The following is a 14870-nucleotide window of genomic DNA, read 5'->3' as shown; positions in this document are numbered from 1 at the left end:
TCCCAGTTGAAGTAATTTTCATAAATTAGCATTTGGTTTAGTTAAACATTGTTTTAGTTAAATCAGCTTTGGAAAAGGCTTAGTACTGTCCAAGGTGTTGGCCTTTTCCTTTTATTTTATAAGTAGTACATTATCTTTAATTTCAAATTTTACTTCACCTTCACTTGAAGCTTCAATAATCTCAAGTAACTGATTCAGTGATTTTGTTCTCTCGAGAACGCCCGTAAATGGAATATTCCTGAATTTTTCAGATTCGAAGAAAACCTCAACATTGTACCATCTAGAAAGCACGTCCATCATTTCATGTAGCGACTCATCTTCAAAAATGAACAATCCCCGTACCCATGAAGTAATGACCGAAGCATCCACATGCTCTACGATAATTTGATTTGAGCCATCGTTTATAATCGATTGTTGATCGGGTTTTAAAAGCTGGCGGTTATTGTTTTTTTCAACCCTAACCTTCCCTTCGGCCAACGTTGTAACGATGGCATTATCATCCCTATTTGCCCGAACATTAAATTTTGTCCCTAAAACATGTATTTCTTGAGAGCCTGTGCTAACATTAAAAGATGCCCCATTATGCTTCTCGCTAGGCGAAACTTCAAAATAGGCTTCGCCATATTCAAGTTCCACTTTTCGAGTTTCGCCCGAAACAAAATTGATAGGATATTTTAATCTGCTTTCAGAATTGACCCAGACTTGCGTTCCGTCCGATAGTTTTAAGAAAAACTGTCCCCCTCTTGGCACCGATAGATAATTATAGCGTTGTTTCCCTTTTTTGTCCACATCTTTTTGAGAACTGTACACTACTTCTTCTCCGTTACTGCTCAAGTTTTCACCTCTGTACTGTTTACCCTTCTCTAAAACTATTTTTTTGCCACTTTCCAAAGTAAGTACCGCTTTGTTTGAACCACTTTCAATTGTTTGGTTCACCAAAACGTCTGTAGTGGCGCCTCCCGATCTGGTATTGTTATTTATGTAAATAGAAATACTGATTATCAATACGATAGAAGCAGCTATAGATGTATACTTGAAGTAATTCAGCCTCTTTTCCCTTTTCTTGGTTTTAAGTTTTATATTGACTGCTTCTTTGGCTTTATCCAAATCATACTTTTTCATGCAAAGTGATATTATGTAATCTATCCGCACCAATTGATTAAATAGTGGAATGTTGTTGGCATCCTTAAGTGAAGTTTCAAGATTTTCTAATTCTTTACTGCTCGCTTCTTTATTAAGGAATTTTACAATTGTTTTATAGATTTTTAACATTTTCATTTATATAATTACGGATTAAATATTGTTACCCCTCTATATTTTTTTGCTTTTTTTTCACAAATGCCTATTTTGGCATTATAATTTTTATGAATATCCTATTTAGATGGATTTTAAAAATGATATTCTTTTAGCAAAAAGATTAAGTTCTGGTGATTCCAAGGCATATGATTACCTGATGGATTCATTTTACCAAAACCTTTGCGTTTATGCCTATTCTTTGACAGGAGATGATTCTAAAGCCGAAGATTTGGTTCAGAATGTATTTGTAAAACTTTGGATCAACCGAAAGAAAATAAATCCCAAATACGCTATAAAAAACTTCTTGTACAAGTCGGTTTACAACGAGTTCATCGATGATTATCGAAAGAACAAGCCTGTTATCTACCTAGAAAAAAAATATTTGGAAGCCATAGATCTTGTGGTAGAAAATGATGAGCGAAACTTTGATGAACTGATCAAACTAGTGCACAAGGAAATAGAGAATTTGCCTAAAAAATGTAAACGGATATTTTTACTCAGCAAAAAAGAAGGCCTTACCCATTTAGAAATTTCAGAACTTTTGGGAGTTTCTGTCAAAACAGTAGAAGGACATATGTCAAGGGCATTTAAAACCTTGGGAGAAAAACTAGGGCCGAAAATTGAGGCTGCTCTATTTCTTTTGTTTGATTTTAGAAGGCAATTACACCAACTATCATAGCTTTTTAAAACATCATCGAAAATTTTATTTCAGATTTAACTCCATTGCATCCCCTTTGTAATCGTAAGTAATATATTGTAACTGTTTGTTCTTCGTAGAAGGACCTATGGTCGTTATTCTAAATATTTTGTTTTTGACCTGTGCTTTAAAAGTACCTGTGCTTTTTCATATCTTTAATTTTTTGCGTGCATCGTCGTAATACGTAAGCTGGGGGTCTTTCTCTGTATATATTCTAATGTCTGTAGGGGCATTTGGCATCTCGTCCACATATTGCATTTTTTGTCCATATGGAACAATAGAGCCCTCCTTAACAAACAAAAGAAAAATATCTATTGGATATGATTTTAAAATGGTTTGTCCTCTTTCATAATGACTATCTTCAATTACCGAAAACAAGTAAAGGATGGTTGATTGTTAATAAAACTCTATCCAAAATTATAAATGCACAATAGTAGTAAATAAGGATAAATGCGTGTACTAAACCAGAAATTAGCGCATATAACCTGTGACTACCAACTTAACCGCTGTACAGTATAAAAGTAGATTACTTCGAATTATTATACCTTAGTTTACATAAATTTTAGAGTACGAATGTCTAATGAACTGATTATAGTTTCCGGTATTGGAGCACTACAATGTATTTTGTTCATACTCCTTCTTTTGCTCAAAAAGAACAAAAAACTACCGGATACTATTTTAATGTTCTGGTTTTTCACCTTCTTTATCCACCTAGCAATAAGTGTTGGCAAAGAGTTAAGTCCCAGTCCTAGCGCCGAGATTTTTTTAATGACCATTGGGTTTTTACATGGCCCACTTTTTTTCATGTATACAAAAGCCATCTTTGATCAGGATTTCACTCGAATGGATGTTTTACACTTTATGCCATTCATTCTATTTACAGTGTTTAGATTCCTTATTCAGCCAAATTTTGAAATGTTCCACCAGATAGCGCTATTGTTCGCAAAGTTAATTTCGGTTACCCTTTACCCTATTTATATCCTCTATGCTTACAACAAGCGTGTTTTAAAATTGAATATCAAAAAAGCTGATGGTCGTATGCTCAATCTTTCCTGGATCAGGATTATCGCAATTCTATTCTTGATCAGTACTGGAGTTGGTGTTATTAGACTTAGTGTAGAGCTTATGGTAGGTGTACCGTATTTTAAAATATGGGATTTAATACGATATATAATACTCGTTACCGTTATAGGGTTTTATGGTTTAAAATATGGTATGGTCTACAAGCCCGAAGTGCCTTATGAAGCATTTTCGGATAGTAAAAAATACAGGAACAGTCCTCTTAAAAATGAAGATATCATCCATTTTCGAAAAATGATACATACTTTTTTTAGGGAAAATAAGGCATACCTTCAGCCTGATTTTTCCCTATCCGCTTTATCAAAAACCCTAAACATTCCCAAGCATCATCTTTCTCAAATTATTAATTCAGAAATGAATTCAACCTTTTATGATCTAGTCAACTCAAAAAGAATAGAATATGCTATGTTAAGAATTAGAGAAAGCAACAATCTAACATTGGAGGGCTTGGGTTATGAGTGTGGGTTTAATTCAAAATCCACTTTCTTCAGTAGTTTTAAGAAAGAAACAGGCAAAACTCCCGGGCAGTACAAAAAGGAAATTGGTACGGATTAATTAAGGACATCCAAAATGTCTTTCTAAGTCTCTTTTTTTGTTGGAAAAAGTGAACCGATCATGAACAAAAGAGATTTTATCAAAACCCTTGGAACGGCCTCCGCCTTTACACTCCTCAACCCCATTAGTGCTTTTGGGGCTCAAGAAAAAATCAATAAAAAAGTATTGATGTTAGGTGGGCGGGGATTAATTGGTCCGAGCATCGTTGAAGCATTTCTGAACTCAGGTTGTGAGGTTACATTATTGAACAGGGGGAAAACAAATCCCCAGTTGTTCAAAAATCTCCCCATTATAATCTGTGATCGTGAGACCGAAAACAAACAAGGGCTCAAAGCTATCGATAAGAAATATAAGGACCAGTATTGGGATATTGTTGTCGATACCTGGCAAAAATCCCCAAAAGCAGTGTCCGATTTTCTTGAAGAATTTAAAGGTCAATTTGGTCACTTCCATTACATATCAACTGTTTCGGTCTATGATAAATGGGACAATAAATTTATTGAAGAGACAGAACCCTTAAATCCACTTCCAAAATTTCCAAAAACTATTAGTGAAAACCATAGGTACGCCATAAGAAAAACCTTAGCCGAAGAAGCAATCAGGGAAAGGACGACCAATTACACCATGTACAGGTCACATGGAATGAAAGATTTTAGGGTTTCACATCCGGATGATCCAAATGAAGAACCCTTTTGGCCAGTTCGATTTTTAAGGGGCGGAGAAATTGTATTGCCCAAGGTCAAAGACCACCATATTCAGCTCACGGATATAAAAAGCCTAACAAGGTTCCTAGTACATTGCGCCAACCAAAAAATATATGGAGCATTTAATGTAGCGCATGACCCAACACCCTTTAAAGACTATGTGTCCAGTCTTGTTCATGCTACAGGTGTACCTGAAAAAATTCATTGGATAGATGGTGATTTTCTCATACAAAATGGACTCCTGCCTTATAAAATAGTCCCGCTATGGAAGCCCAAACCCGCGGGGTCTTACTATTTCAACGTTCAGAAAGCAATACACTCGGGCTTGGTAAATAGACCTATGGTAGAAATGATAACCGATCAATTAAATGGCTATAAAAGCAGGCATCCAAGAGACGACGTTAGGTTTGGGGAAGTTGTAAATGGAAAACAGCTTAAATATTATGCTATGGACAAGGAAAGGGAGGTGTTAAAAAAATGGCTTTCTTTATAAAAGAATACGTTTAGAGGAACCGTCCAAAATAGGATTGCTAAAGTTTGTGGTCATTCCGAAAATAACCACTATTTTAACCTTAGCTATAGGTTAGACAAAACCGATGGCAAACATTAAAGCAATCAAAAATGAAGTGTGTACTGTCACTATTTTTTACACTGATATGTTTTTCTTCTTGTACTACCGAAAATTCAAATCTTGAAATGGAAATCGATGAGGAAGGAAAAGAAAATGAAGAGGTAATTCCTGAAACACCTGCAGAAGAGACAAAAAGCTATTTAAGTAAACTTTCTTCAGATGTTACTGCTACAACAGAAGAAAACTCTTTTGATTTTACTGATTTTAACAACTCCTTTCTCAAAAACCAAAATGGTACAATAGAATCATGGGAAATAGGTTTCATTGGTCAGACGACCAAATGGGGGTTTCAAAATGAATCTGGCAATATTACCAAATTGACCATAACGGAAGTAAATGAAGAAAACCAAAGCTCATCTACCGAGGAAATTAGTATTGCCTATAACGAAAACGATAAAATAGTAAAAATAGAATCTTTCTCTGACGAAGTTAAAAACCAAGAGTATGATATTGTCTACAATGATCCTGAAATAGATTTTATTGACCAAATTGACAATAGGCACAGAAAAATTACAATGGGCTCAAACAATAATATAATCGCTTTTTATCAGGAGAGTATAGATTTTAAAATTGACTTTGAATATTCCAATGGAAATTTGAGTAAAAAAACACTGAACCAGACCAACATACTATCCTATGCCTATGACGATAAAAACAATCCTTTCAAATCAGAATGCTATCTCAATCTTTCTTTATTAATCAATTATCTCAATGTAATTGGTGGTTGGGAGTTTTTATTTTATGACGAGAACTATGTTTTCAACAATGCAAATAACATTATTGGGTTTACTGTTGAAAACAATGATTTTGGAGGGTTGGAAAATCAACGATTTTCTTATGAATACAACTCGGAAGATTACCCCATAAAAAGAGTGAACATAGACAGCTCAATTACGTTAGACTATATATACGCCCAAGAATAATACTACAATGCTAAGTGTAGTGAAAAACCTTTATTCAAAGCCATCTATTTCTAGATGCCATATTTTCACTGCGCAAAAAACCTACAAAACACTAATCCAAACAACCGATCACAAAAGACCACTTTAACTTATATCTCTAATGAAAAAAATCTACTTTCTATTTCTGGCTATTATTTTAAGTGCATGCACTAGTGGAAAGTATAGCTATCTCTTTGATACAGGAAAGCAACTCGATTTTGGCAAGGGAAAATGGCTGATGAATATGACTGAATCAAATTCAAAGGTTTTTGACAACAAGCTGTACAATGCTAGTTATAAAGAATTTAAGGCAATACTAGGTGACTCATTAATTGATATGAATTCATTGCGGACAACAAAACTTGTCGCTCCAAAAGTTGGGTTTGAACTCACCAAAACCGAATTGAAAAAACTAAAGGAAGATTCTGGGTGTGACTTCTTGATCAACATTAAGGGAACCATTGTCAGCAATGGGGCTGGAACGGTATCGTTCGATAACGGGAACGGATATTACAGTGCCAGCAACCAATCCTCAGTGGCTGTCTTAATTTATGACCTAAATTCTGCAACGGTATTCTCTTCGTCACAGGCAGTGGGAAAGGCTACAGCAGAAAATTCACATTTTGATAATGATAATGCAGTACCCAGTATTAATTCAAGTGCAGAAACATTGATGGTGGCAGCAGCAAAAAAATTAATCAGAAAATACGACAAATACAGACTGGACTGAAGTTAACGATATAAAGCTCGCCATATCATAAAAACAACGACACCCAAATACACTTAAAGAATTGCCAATATCGGTGGTTGTATATCGAAATTTGGTAATTTAAATCCCATAATTTCCAGTATACAATATATTACAGCATATTTAGAGCAAATAGCAACTATGAAACGATCTATCATCCTTTCCACATTCCTTTTTCTCCTCATCAACTTTTACCTCCAAGGTCAATCCCAAAAAGACTCTACGGACATTAAACAAGTGGCATTGGATTATATCGAATCCCAGCATAATGTAGAACCTGGGCAATTTGAGCGTGCTGCCCATCCAAGAATGGTAAAAAGGACGTTTTGGACAGATAAAAAAACAGGAAAGGAATATTTAAGGGAAACGTTTACCGATGCCATGATTTTGCTTGCTGAAACCTACAATCAAGACGGCAGTAATTTTCCGGACAACCCTAAAAAAGAAGTTATTATTCTCGATATTTATGATAAAACTGCTTCGGTAAAACTCATTGCGGATGATTGGATCGATTATATGCATATTGTAAAACTCAACGGGAAATGGCAGCTTGTTAATGTATTATGGCAGTTTAACAATTCTGAAGACCATTAAATCTTGAAAGACAACTTGAAAGACAATTCCCAGAACACATCTTTCAATAAAAAGTATTGAAGCGTTTAATTTTTCAATTCATAAATTTCAATGCATTCATTAGTCATTGTTACTATTTTTAGCAAAAAGTATTCGATTAAAAAACAGCTTGTATCCAATGAAAAAAGTACTGATAACAGGAGGCTTTGGAAAAATAGCAAAACATTTTATACTCAACTTCAATCACAAATACAAGATAACCGCAGCGGACATTGTAACAGACGCCAAGACCTTTACCAATAACGTAACCATTGAACAGGCCGATTTAATGGACTTTTCAGTCTGCCTAAGACTGTGTAAAGGAATCGATACGGTAGTCCATTTGGCCGGATTGGTCGACCCCGTTTCAGAATCGGAAGAACTATTGGAAACAAACATAAGAACAACCCAAAATATTTTTAAGGCAGCTGTTAAATCGAAATGCAAAAAACTGATTTTTGCCAGTAGTGCCCAGACCATCGAAAGCTATCCTACCGACATCCAAGTACATAAAGACATGCACGTAAGACCTAAAAACATTTACGGAGTTTCAAAATGCTTTGGGGAGGCTTTGGCGGCGTATTACGCCCATAACAAAAACATCTCTGCAATATGCTTGCGAATTGGTGCCTACGAGTTCCCAAAGGACTTTACCGAAATGAACGCTCGGGATTTAAGCGCATTTTTACATCCCGATGATTTTAACCAATTGTTAATTGGATGCATTGAGGCACCAAACCTAAAGTACGAGGTTCTTAACGCTATTTCAGACAACAGACACAAAAGACTGGACATAACAGAATCAAGGGAAAAAGTAGGGTATCTTCCTAAAGCGGATGCTTTTGAACTTTTTAAGCTCAAAGCAGATTGACCCTTCGTTTTCATTGATTGCTTTTTAAGAAGTCCTTAATTTATTAATTTTAGGAATGTTGAAAGGAAACCCTTTTTTCGTTTCCGAATTAACTTCTGTGCTTAATAGTATAAGCGCGATCGACCCAAAATATTATGGAAATACAAAATAGCCAATTGACCGACATTCCCAAAATATTTGAGTTATATCGAATCGCCTCCGCTTACATGGAATCGAAAAAACAAGTTCCCTGGCCAGAATTTCAACAGGAGTTAGTCTTGACAGAAATTGAAGAAAACAGGCAGTGGAAATTGCTTATTGATGACCAAATTGTCTGCGTTTGGGCAACCGCACTGAACGATGAATTGATTTGGGGTATCAAAAACAACGAGTCTGCCATCTATATTCATCGTATTGCAGTCAACCCCAATTTTCGAGGTCAAAATCTTGTGGGGAAAATAGTTGGGTGGGCCAATGCATACGGCCAAGAAAACAATCTCAAATTTATTAGAATGGACACGGTCGGTCTAAATAAGGGATTGATTGGCCACTACCAAAAACATGGCTTTCAATTTTTAGGAACCAAAAAGCTCGAAAATACCAATGGACTTCCTGATCATTATAAACAAGGCGAAGTATGTTATTTTCAAAGAGAGATTAAATAACCTGGAAAACCTGACACCAAAATGACATTCAGAAAAGCTACAAAAAATGATGTTGCAACAATCGTTGCAATGATTGCCGATGATGAACTTGGAAGAAAACGAGAGAGTTTTCAAAAACCTTTACCTGAAGAATACATAAAGGCTTTTGATAAAATAAATGCCGATGAAAATCAGGAGTTGATAGTTGTTGAAAATGAAGATGCTGAAATTATAGGCACTTTACAATTATCTTTTATACAATACCTAACTTATCGCGGGGGAATAAGAGCACAGATTGAGGCGGTTAGGATACGAAAGGATAAAAGAGGGCTTGGAATTGGAAAGAAAATGTTTGAATGGGCCATTGATAGGGCTAAAGAACGAAATGCCCATTTATTACAATTAACGACCGACAAAAAAAGACCCAAGGCGATTACGTTTTACGAGGATTTGGGATTCAAAGCATCACACGAAGGAATGAAATTACATTTTACATAAAACCTTCCAAAGGATAAAGAACTTGCCAAATTGAATCAAGAAGATTGCATACAATATCAGTTGCATTATACCTCAACAACAAAAGCTGTATAAAATGAAAAAAGTTCTCGTAGTATCAATCCTAATATCTTTCTTTTCTTTTGACAAAGAACCTGAATATTTAACAAGAAGCGCTATTGAACAAGATTTAGCATTCTTTGATGAATTTCTTCAAAACAATTCCTCATACCAAGGATTGAACGGATACAACTACAAAAAAGATTTTGATGCTTTTTTAGAGGGCACAAAAGATAGTGCCATAACCAAAGTAGATTTTGGCATGTTTTTAACCACCTCCATTGGCAAAATAGGTGACCGGCATGCTTACGTCAGGGGAGATCAATTGCCCAATAATTTGTTTCTTCCGTTTATTGTAGCACCCATCAAGAATAAGGTTATTGCCTTAGAATTTGATCAATCAAAAACCGAATATCGCCCGTTATATCCTGAATATCCATTTTTAAAATCCATAAATACTGCTCCGATAAACGACTTTCTAAAGCGTCTCAGGCCAAAAGATGTTAAAGCCCCCAAGGCGGCGTTTCAGACTCGTGCCGTTAAAGAGCTTAAATACATGGAACGGAATTATGCCGTTATGGATAAAAAGCCTCCCAAAGAATTTCTGTTCACCTTTACAAATGGTAATACCGATACCATTGTTAAAACCTCTTTAGAGAGCAAGCGAAGTAAATATAAAACGTGGGACGAAAGATTTGCCCGTTTGTACGGACAGGAGAAAGAAGAGTTGAATAATCTAGAGCTCTGTAAATCACTGTTACGTATTGATGAGGACAACATAGCATATGCCAGACTCCCAAGTATGGTTCATTCCAGAGATGCACCCATTTTTTTCAAATACTTCAATCGTTTTTTCCAAGAGGTAAAGAACAGTAAGGCATTAATTATAGATGTACGAAGTAATGGCGGGGGTACCCGTGATCTAATTCGAGAACTAGCGGGCTATCTTGTCCATCCAGATTCCATACATGTTGTCAATGTGGCAAAGCAACGATGTAAATTGCCCCTTAGTGAGCATTTAAAACGTAGTTTACATCGTCGGTTTTTGTTTTCTAAAGAGGAATTGGATAGCGAAGAGCAAAATGCCGTTAAAAAGTTTATGGCTGCGTTTTCCCCAATGTATACTTTAGATGACAAAAAATTTAGCCAATATCATTTTTATGTTCTAAATGGGAAAAAGATATCCAATAACAAATATCACTACGATAAACCAGTTTACATTCTGGCAAACGAAAGAAGTTTTAGTGCCGCATCCATTCTTGTTTCTGTATTCAAGGGATTACCTAATGTGAACATTGTTGGGGTAAATACCGATGGTTCTAGTGGAAATAGCGTAGCGTTTAGATTACCAAATTCAAAAATAGAAGGAAAAATAAGCACCATGGTTTCATATCAAAAAAATGGTAAAATACTAGATGGCGTAGGCACCGAACCAGATATCGTCATTGAAAGAAATATAGACCAGGTTTTGTGGAAAAAGGATTATCAGCTAGATAGATTGAAGGACATCATAAACGCTGAACCAAACGACAATTAAAAGGCTAAATGGGTTTCAGGCACTTGTTTTATACTACTACCAATAGATTACGGAGTTTCTGGAAAATCATATTATTCATCTGTCTTTTGTCACTTGCTGTTTCCCCCATAATTTTAATCAAAAATTCTCTTCTACAGTTTTTTTTAGCAGCCTTGGTGTTGCTATTTGGATTATACCTTAATGCGCGCTATTTAGACAAAAGAGATTTTTTGGAATACGGTCTTGTCTTCAAAAAAGAAACGTTTTTTCATTTCTTTTTCGGAGTTTTAATCGGTTCGATTGCTATATTATTGATATTGTGGATAGGAAAAGTAACGGGAGTCTTGTCCATTTCTAAAAGATTTCCTCCGCCCAGTATGCTATCCCTTCTCCCATTTGCATTAAAAATGATACTTGTGGGGTTTTTAGAGGAGACCTTTTTTAGAGGCTATCTGTATACTTCTATTTATGATGGGTTTACATCCAAAACCAAAAAGCAAGCTTTATTACTTGGGTTGATACTTTCATCGGTGTTGTTTGGATTGGCTCATTTCAATACAAGCAATGCTTCTCTTCTTTCCATTCTGTTTCTTTCCATAAATGGTGTGATTTGGTGTATCCCCTTTATCCTTACAAAAAATCTAGGGTTGTCCATTGGTATGCATGCAGCATGGAATTTTACTCAAACTGCTATCGGATTCACTATGAGCGGGAACAAGGCTTCCTATTCATTTTACGGAATCGAAAATAATGGCTTGGCGATATGGTCTGGAGGGGCATATGGCCCAGAAGCTGGAATTTTAGGACTTATCGGTTTTATGACCATGCTGCTATTGTCCTTAGCCTATTTAAAAAGGAAAGCCAAAATATAAGCTGCTCTTGATTATAACAACTATTCTTCTGCACATTTTATAGCTTCTATCCTAAATGTGTAGTACCTTCATTAAAAGATAGCTTCAATACGCAAAAACTCAGACAAATGACCATAAAAGTGGCTCCTGATGTAGAACTCAGAAAACTGATATTATCAGATGCAACAGTTATTTTTAAAGCAATTGACAGTCAACGAACCTATTTGGGAAAATGGTTGCCCTTTGTTGCCTTGACCAACGAAATCAAGGATACGGAAAACTTTGTCAATACTGTGGTCAATGCCCCTGAAGATGAAATAGAATACACCTTTACGATTAGGGTGAAAAATGAATTTGCGGGCGTAATAGCACTTAAAGATATCGATGCACTTAATAAAAAGACAGAAATTGGATATTGGCTCTCCGAAAAATTTCAAAAAAATGGGATTGTAACAAAGTCAGTTGAAAAACTATGTGATTTTGCTTTTAACGATCTCAACTTGAACAGAGTTCAAATTAAATGTGCCGTTGGGAACAAACCCAGTATAAATATTCCAAAAAGATTGGGTTTTGAGTTTGAAGGCGTTGAGCGTAGTGGGGAATTATTGACTGGAAATATTTTTACGGATTTAGAAATATATAGCAAATTGAAAAATGATTGTTAATTAAAAAAACGATTACGCTTATTGAGTCAATATTGTAGTATCTTTTCGTTGATTTAGCTCCAAATTCAAAATAAATAATTGTAAAAATGAAACAAATACTTGTAATACTTGGCCTATTATTCTCATTATGGGGCAGCGCCCAAAGTTATAAGCTGTCCAATGAAAAAGTTCTTTTCGAATTTAAGACTACAAAAGGAAAAGAACTTGTAATAGCAATGGACTCCAATGAAGAATATCTAGTGTACAGATACGGTTCTGAAAATAATATAGAACTTGAATTTCCAGAAAATTTGGGGACAAGTTGGAACAAGTTCAAAAACTCATGGTATTTCAGAGGTGGTGGTGTACAAAATGACGCCATGGATATAGATTACCTTTATTTTGACAAGGATGGCTACAGATACATAGTTTTTCAAGAATCTTATGCAAAATCTGAAGTAATACAATATGGAATAAAAGTTATCAATCTCAAAACCTCTAAAAAGACAATTATTAAAGCTGATCCCGAGACAGTGAAGGGGTCGTTGTCCATTTTTCGTGATATGAAAAAAATCGAGAAAGGTGACGAGTTGTTTTAGGCTATAAGCCTAAATAAGTTGATTAAGAATTGCCCGATCCTTCCCACAAAAAACAAAGGAACAATTAATTGGATTAAAATAGCGTTATTTTTGAACTGTGTTAAGTAAAATTAGAAATAGCGCATCTGTGAGATTCTTTTGGGGGCTGATGGGAGTTTATCTTCTTAACATCAGTGTAGATACCGCAGACCCTAATCCCGAACATATTCCAGAAGACCTGACTATCAACGATCAGGAGAGTATCATTGAAATTGCCATAGAAAAAATATTGGGATTTGAAGATGCTATTCCTGAATATGATGACCCCGATCATGAAGATCACAACAAAAAAAGCAATGTCAAAATAGACTTGACTGTACAGTACGCAGCCAACTCCAACGACTCCCAATCTTTTTTCGAGACCAGAAGACAAAAACATCCTGATTTTGAATCAGTTTTAACAGGGGGCTTTTATCAAATCAACACCCCTCCGCCCAAAATCTGATTTATTTTTTCTACAAAACCTATCTAGGCGCTAAAACCACACGTCTAAACTTTCTTATTTCTAAAAAATAAATCAAAAATGAATATCAAAAAATATTTGATGCCTTTCATTCTATTGGCATCATTCACCCATTCCATTGCTCAAATTACCGATGCAAAAAAAGATAGTCTTTACATACAACAAGTAGAGAGCCATAAAGAGCCGAGCAAAGTCTTACATGCCGAACCGCTTTACATTGACCTTATACGTGATTTGGGTGCAAGAAAAGGAGAAAAGGAATGGAACATAGGCTTAGGCTTGACGGATAACTTAAGGTTTGATTCTTATGAAGCGTTAATTGAATATGAATGGGCACCCGCCGACCGTTTAGGGTTGGAGGTTGAGCTTCCTTTCACTTTTTACTCTCCATTAAACGGAACTGGAAGAGAATCCGTCCCTTCCAATCAGTTAAATAGTATAAAAGTTGCTGCTCAATGGACGTTTTTAGTAAATGAGCCCAATGCTACATCAATGGCCATAGGTTACATCAATGAATTTGAACTGTCAGATTTCAGGAATTTTGGTGACCCTTTTATAAAAGGAAATGTTTACAATCCTTTTTTGATCGTTGCCAAACGCTGGGGAAACAATTTTCATTCCTTAATATATACCGGCCCAATGCTTGATCACAATTTTAGCACCAACGACATCAATATGACGTATGATATCAATACAAGTTTTCATTATATGATTACGGGTACCAGAAATTTTCTTGGAGTAGAATTCAATAAAACCCTGGATAACACTGATTTTGATATGACCATGCGTCCACAAATGCGATTGGGTATTGCAGATAATTTAATGATCGGGATTGTGGCAGGTATACCTGTAAGCAGGGAGAATGAACGATTTAGTTCCTTTGTTCGACTTATATGGGAGCCAGGACATTAATATATCTTTAAAAACATGGTCGATGGTTTTGAGTATAATCTTCATTGATTACACATTCTCCATCGACTGTGTTTCAAGAATACCTTCTATTGGATTTTTCATAACTTCATCTAAAAAAGAAGTGAGTATAGTATCTATTTATAAATGTTGACGCTTCTGATTTTACGATTGATCATATGAAAAAAATAACCTCACTTATTCTATTAACTTTTCTTTTTCAGAGTTGCCACACCTATAAAACCGTTGCTATTTCCGAAATCGAAAAAGGAAGAACCTACGAACTTACCCTGAAAAACGGACAAAGTTTTGAATCAAAATGCCAAGAGGTAAATGAACAGAGCATTGCATTGGTAATCAATAAAAAGGTGATGGAGCTACCTACTTCTAGAATTGAAATGGCCAAACGAAAAAAACTGTCCGCCTTTAAGTTGGCTAGTGGGTTATCGTTAGCAGCAATAGGTTCTGTTCTTTTAATAAAAAATGGCGATAAAGATACGTTTCTTGAACAGCTAACAGAATAATGTAGAAGTTGC

Annotated in this window: 18 protein-coding genes; 16 read left to right on the top strand and 2 right to left on the bottom strand. The window is 35.5% G+C overall.

The window, feature by feature from the left end; all coding sequences use genetic code 11:
• Positions 1 to 111: 111 nt before the first annotated feature.
• A complete protein-coding gene (locus LV716_RS07805; RefSeq protein ID WP_163417184.1) occupies positions 112 to 1278 on the bottom strand; it encodes a FecR family protein in 1167 nt (388 codons plus the stop codon).
• A 103-nt stretch (positions 1279 to 1381) separates the two neighbouring features.
• Here LV716_RS07805 and LV716_RS07800 point away from each other — a divergent pair, with 103 nt between their 5' ends.
• On the top strand, positions 1382 to 1975 hold the full coding sequence (locus LV716_RS07800) for an RNA polymerase sigma factor (protein ID WP_163417183.1): 594 nt from the start codon (positions 1382 to 1384) through the stop codon (positions 1973 to 1975).
• Between the two features lie 165 nt (positions 1976 to 2140).
• Here the strand turns inward: LV716_RS07800 and LV716_RS07795 are convergent, their stop codons facing one another.
• Positions 2141 to 2371 carry a hypothetical protein gene (locus tag LV716_RS07795; protein WP_163417182.1) on the bottom strand — a complete coding sequence of 77 codons (231 nt, stop codon included), beginning with the start codon at positions 2369 to 2371 and terminating at the stop codon, positions 2141 to 2143.
• A 195-nt stretch (positions 2372 to 2566) separates the two neighbouring features.
• Between LV716_RS07795 and LV716_RS07790 the strand changes: the two genes are divergently transcribed.
• From LV716_RS07790 to LV716_RS07720, 15 genes are all read left to right on the top strand, one after another.
• Positions 2567 to 3628 (top strand): AraC family transcriptional regulator, encoded by a 1062-nt coding sequence (locus tag LV716_RS07790; protein ID WP_163417181.1) that lies wholly within the window; start codon positions 2567 to 2569, stop codon positions 3626 to 3628.
• Positions 3629 to 3688: 60 nt separating this feature from the next.
• Entirely contained in the window at positions 3689 to 4825 is a 1137-nt protein-coding gene (locus tag LV716_RS07785; protein ID WP_163417180.1) for an NAD-dependent epimerase/dehydratase family protein, read from the top strand.
• A 128-nt stretch (positions 4826 to 4953) separates the two neighbouring features.
• Entirely contained in the window at positions 4954 to 5886 is a 933-nt protein-coding gene (locus LV716_RS07780; RefSeq protein WP_163417179.1) for a hypothetical protein, read from the top strand.
• Between the two features lie 139 nt (positions 5887 to 6025).
• A complete protein-coding gene (locus LV716_RS07775) occupies positions 6026 to 6634 on the top strand; it encodes a hypothetical protein (RefSeq protein ID WP_163417178.1) in 609 nt (202 codons plus the stop codon).
• A 159-nt stretch (positions 6635 to 6793) separates the two neighbouring features.
• Positions 6794 to 7246 carry a nuclear transport factor 2 family protein gene (locus LV716_RS07770; protein WP_163417177.1) on the top strand — a complete coding sequence of 151 codons (453 nt, stop codon included), beginning with the start codon at positions 6794 to 6796 and terminating at the stop codon, positions 7244 to 7246.
• A 157-nt stretch (positions 7247 to 7403) separates the two neighbouring features.
• The gene (locus LV716_RS07765; protein ID WP_163417176.1) at positions 7404 to 8135 is read left to right on the top strand and encodes an NAD(P)-dependent oxidoreductase; all 732 of its coding nucleotides are present in this window, start codon (positions 7404 to 7406) and stop codon (positions 8133 to 8135) included.
• Between the two features lie 134 nt (positions 8136 to 8269).
• Positions 8270 to 8779, top strand: coding sequence for an N-acetyltransferase (locus LV716_RS07760; RefSeq protein ID WP_163417175.1), 510 nt, complete (start codon positions 8270 to 8272; stop codon positions 8777 to 8779).
• A 21-nt stretch (positions 8780 to 8800) separates the two neighbouring features.
• Positions 8801 to 9256, top strand: a complete 456-nt coding sequence (locus LV716_RS07755) for a GNAT family N-acetyltransferase (RefSeq protein WP_163417174.1) — start codon at positions 8801 to 8803, stop codon at positions 9254 to 9256.
• Positions 9257 to 9350: 94 nt separating this feature from the next.
• The gene (locus LV716_RS07750) at positions 9351 to 10850 is read left to right on the top strand and encodes a S41 family peptidase (RefSeq protein ID WP_163417173.1); all 1500 of its coding nucleotides are present in this window, start codon (positions 9351 to 9353) and stop codon (positions 10848 to 10850) included.
• An 8-nt stretch (positions 10851 to 10858) separates the two neighbouring features.
• Positions 10859 to 11701, top strand: a complete 843-nt coding sequence (locus LV716_RS07745) for a CPBP family intramembrane glutamic endopeptidase (protein ID WP_163417172.1) — start codon at positions 10859 to 10861, stop codon at positions 11699 to 11701.
• A 107-nt stretch (positions 11702 to 11808) separates the two neighbouring features.
• Positions 11809 to 12345: a GNAT family N-acetyltransferase gene (locus LV716_RS07740; protein WP_163417171.1), complete on the top strand. Its 537-nt coding sequence runs from the start codon at positions 11809 to 11811 to the stop codon at positions 12343 to 12345.
• 86 nt (positions 12346 to 12431) lie between these two features.
• Positions 12432 to 12923, top strand: a complete 492-nt coding sequence (locus LV716_RS07735; protein WP_163417170.1) for a hypothetical protein — start codon at positions 12432 to 12434, stop codon at positions 12921 to 12923.
• 127 nt (positions 12924 to 13050) lie between these two features.
• A complete protein-coding gene (locus tag LV716_RS07730; RefSeq protein WP_233759259.1) occupies positions 13051 to 13407 on the top strand; it encodes a hypothetical protein in 357 nt (118 codons plus the stop codon).
• Positions 13408 to 13485: 78 nt separating this feature from the next.
• A complete protein-coding gene (locus LV716_RS07725; RefSeq protein WP_163417168.1) occupies positions 13486 to 14337 on the top strand; it encodes an HAEPLYID family protein in 852 nt (283 codons plus the stop codon).
• 176 nt (positions 14338 to 14513) lie between these two features.
• On the top strand, positions 14514 to 14858 hold the full coding sequence (locus LV716_RS07720) for a hypothetical protein (RefSeq protein ID WP_163417167.1): 345 nt from the start codon (positions 14514 to 14516) through the stop codon (positions 14856 to 14858).
• The last annotated feature ends 12 nt before the right edge of the window (positions 14859 to 14870 follow it).

Origin of the sequence: Flagellimonas sp. HMM57 (assembly GCF_021390175.1) — a bacterium.
Lineage (GTDB): Bacteria > Bacteroidota > Bacteroidia > Flavobacteriales > Flavobacteriaceae > Flagellimonas.
The sequence above is the reverse complement of the archived record's forward strand: the minus strand, read 5'-3'. Positions and strand labels throughout refer to the sequence as shown.

Excerpts from the sequence above, each read along its gene's own strand:
- LV716_RS07805 (WP_163417184.1), bottom strand. The coding sequence starts at position 1,278 with ATGAAAATGTTAAAAATCTATAAAACAATTGTAAAATTCCTTAATAAA.
- LV716_RS07800 (WP_163417183.1), top strand. The coding sequence starts at position 1,382 with ATGGATTTTAAAAATGATATTCTTTTAGCAAAAAGATTAAGTTCTGGT.
- LV716_RS07790 (WP_163417181.1), top strand. The coding sequence starts at position 2,567 with ATGTCTAATGAACTGATTATAGTTTCCGGTATTGGAGCACTACAATGT.
- LV716_RS07785 (WP_163417180.1), top strand. The coding sequence starts at position 3,689 with ATGAACAAAAGAGATTTTATCAAAACCCTTGGAACGGCCTCCGCCTTT.
- LV716_RS07780 (WP_163417179.1), top strand. The coding sequence starts at position 4,954 with ATGAAGTGTGTACTGTCACTATTTTTTACACTGATATGTTTTTCTTCT.
- LV716_RS07775 (WP_163417178.1), top strand. The coding sequence starts at position 6,026 with ATGAAAAAAATCTACTTTCTATTTCTGGCTATTATTTTAAGTGCATGC.
- LV716_RS07770 (WP_163417177.1), top strand. The coding sequence starts at position 6,794 with ATGAAACGATCTATCATCCTTTCCACATTCCTTTTTCTCCTCATCAAC.
- LV716_RS07765 (WP_163417176.1), top strand. The coding sequence starts at position 7,404 with ATGAAAAAAGTACTGATAACAGGAGGCTTTGGAAAAATAGCAAAACAT.
- LV716_RS07760 (WP_163417175.1), top strand. The coding sequence starts at position 8,270 with ATGGAAATACAAAATAGCCAATTGACCGACATTCCCAAAATATTTGAG.
- LV716_RS07755 (WP_163417174.1), top strand. The coding sequence starts at position 8,801 with ATGACATTCAGAAAAGCTACAAAAAATGATGTTGCAACAATCGTTGCA.
- LV716_RS07750 (WP_163417173.1), top strand. The coding sequence starts at position 9,351 with ATGAAAAAAGTTCTCGTAGTATCAATCCTAATATCTTTCTTTTCTTTT.
- LV716_RS07745 (WP_163417172.1), top strand. The coding sequence starts at position 10,859 with ATGGGTTTCAGGCACTTGTTTTATACTACTACCAATAGATTACGGAGT.
- LV716_RS07740 (WP_163417171.1), top strand. The coding sequence starts at position 11,809 with ATGACCATAAAAGTGGCTCCTGATGTAGAACTCAGAAAACTGATATTA.
- LV716_RS07735 (WP_163417170.1), top strand. The coding sequence starts at position 12,432 with ATGAAACAAATACTTGTAATACTTGGCCTATTATTCTCATTATGGGGC.
- LV716_RS07725 (WP_163417168.1), top strand. The coding sequence starts at position 13,486 with ATGAATATCAAAAAATATTTGATGCCTTTCATTCTATTGGCATCATTC.
- LV716_RS07720 (WP_163417167.1), top strand. The coding sequence starts at position 14,514 with ATGAAAAAAATAACCTCACTTATTCTATTAACTTTTCTTTTTCAGAGT.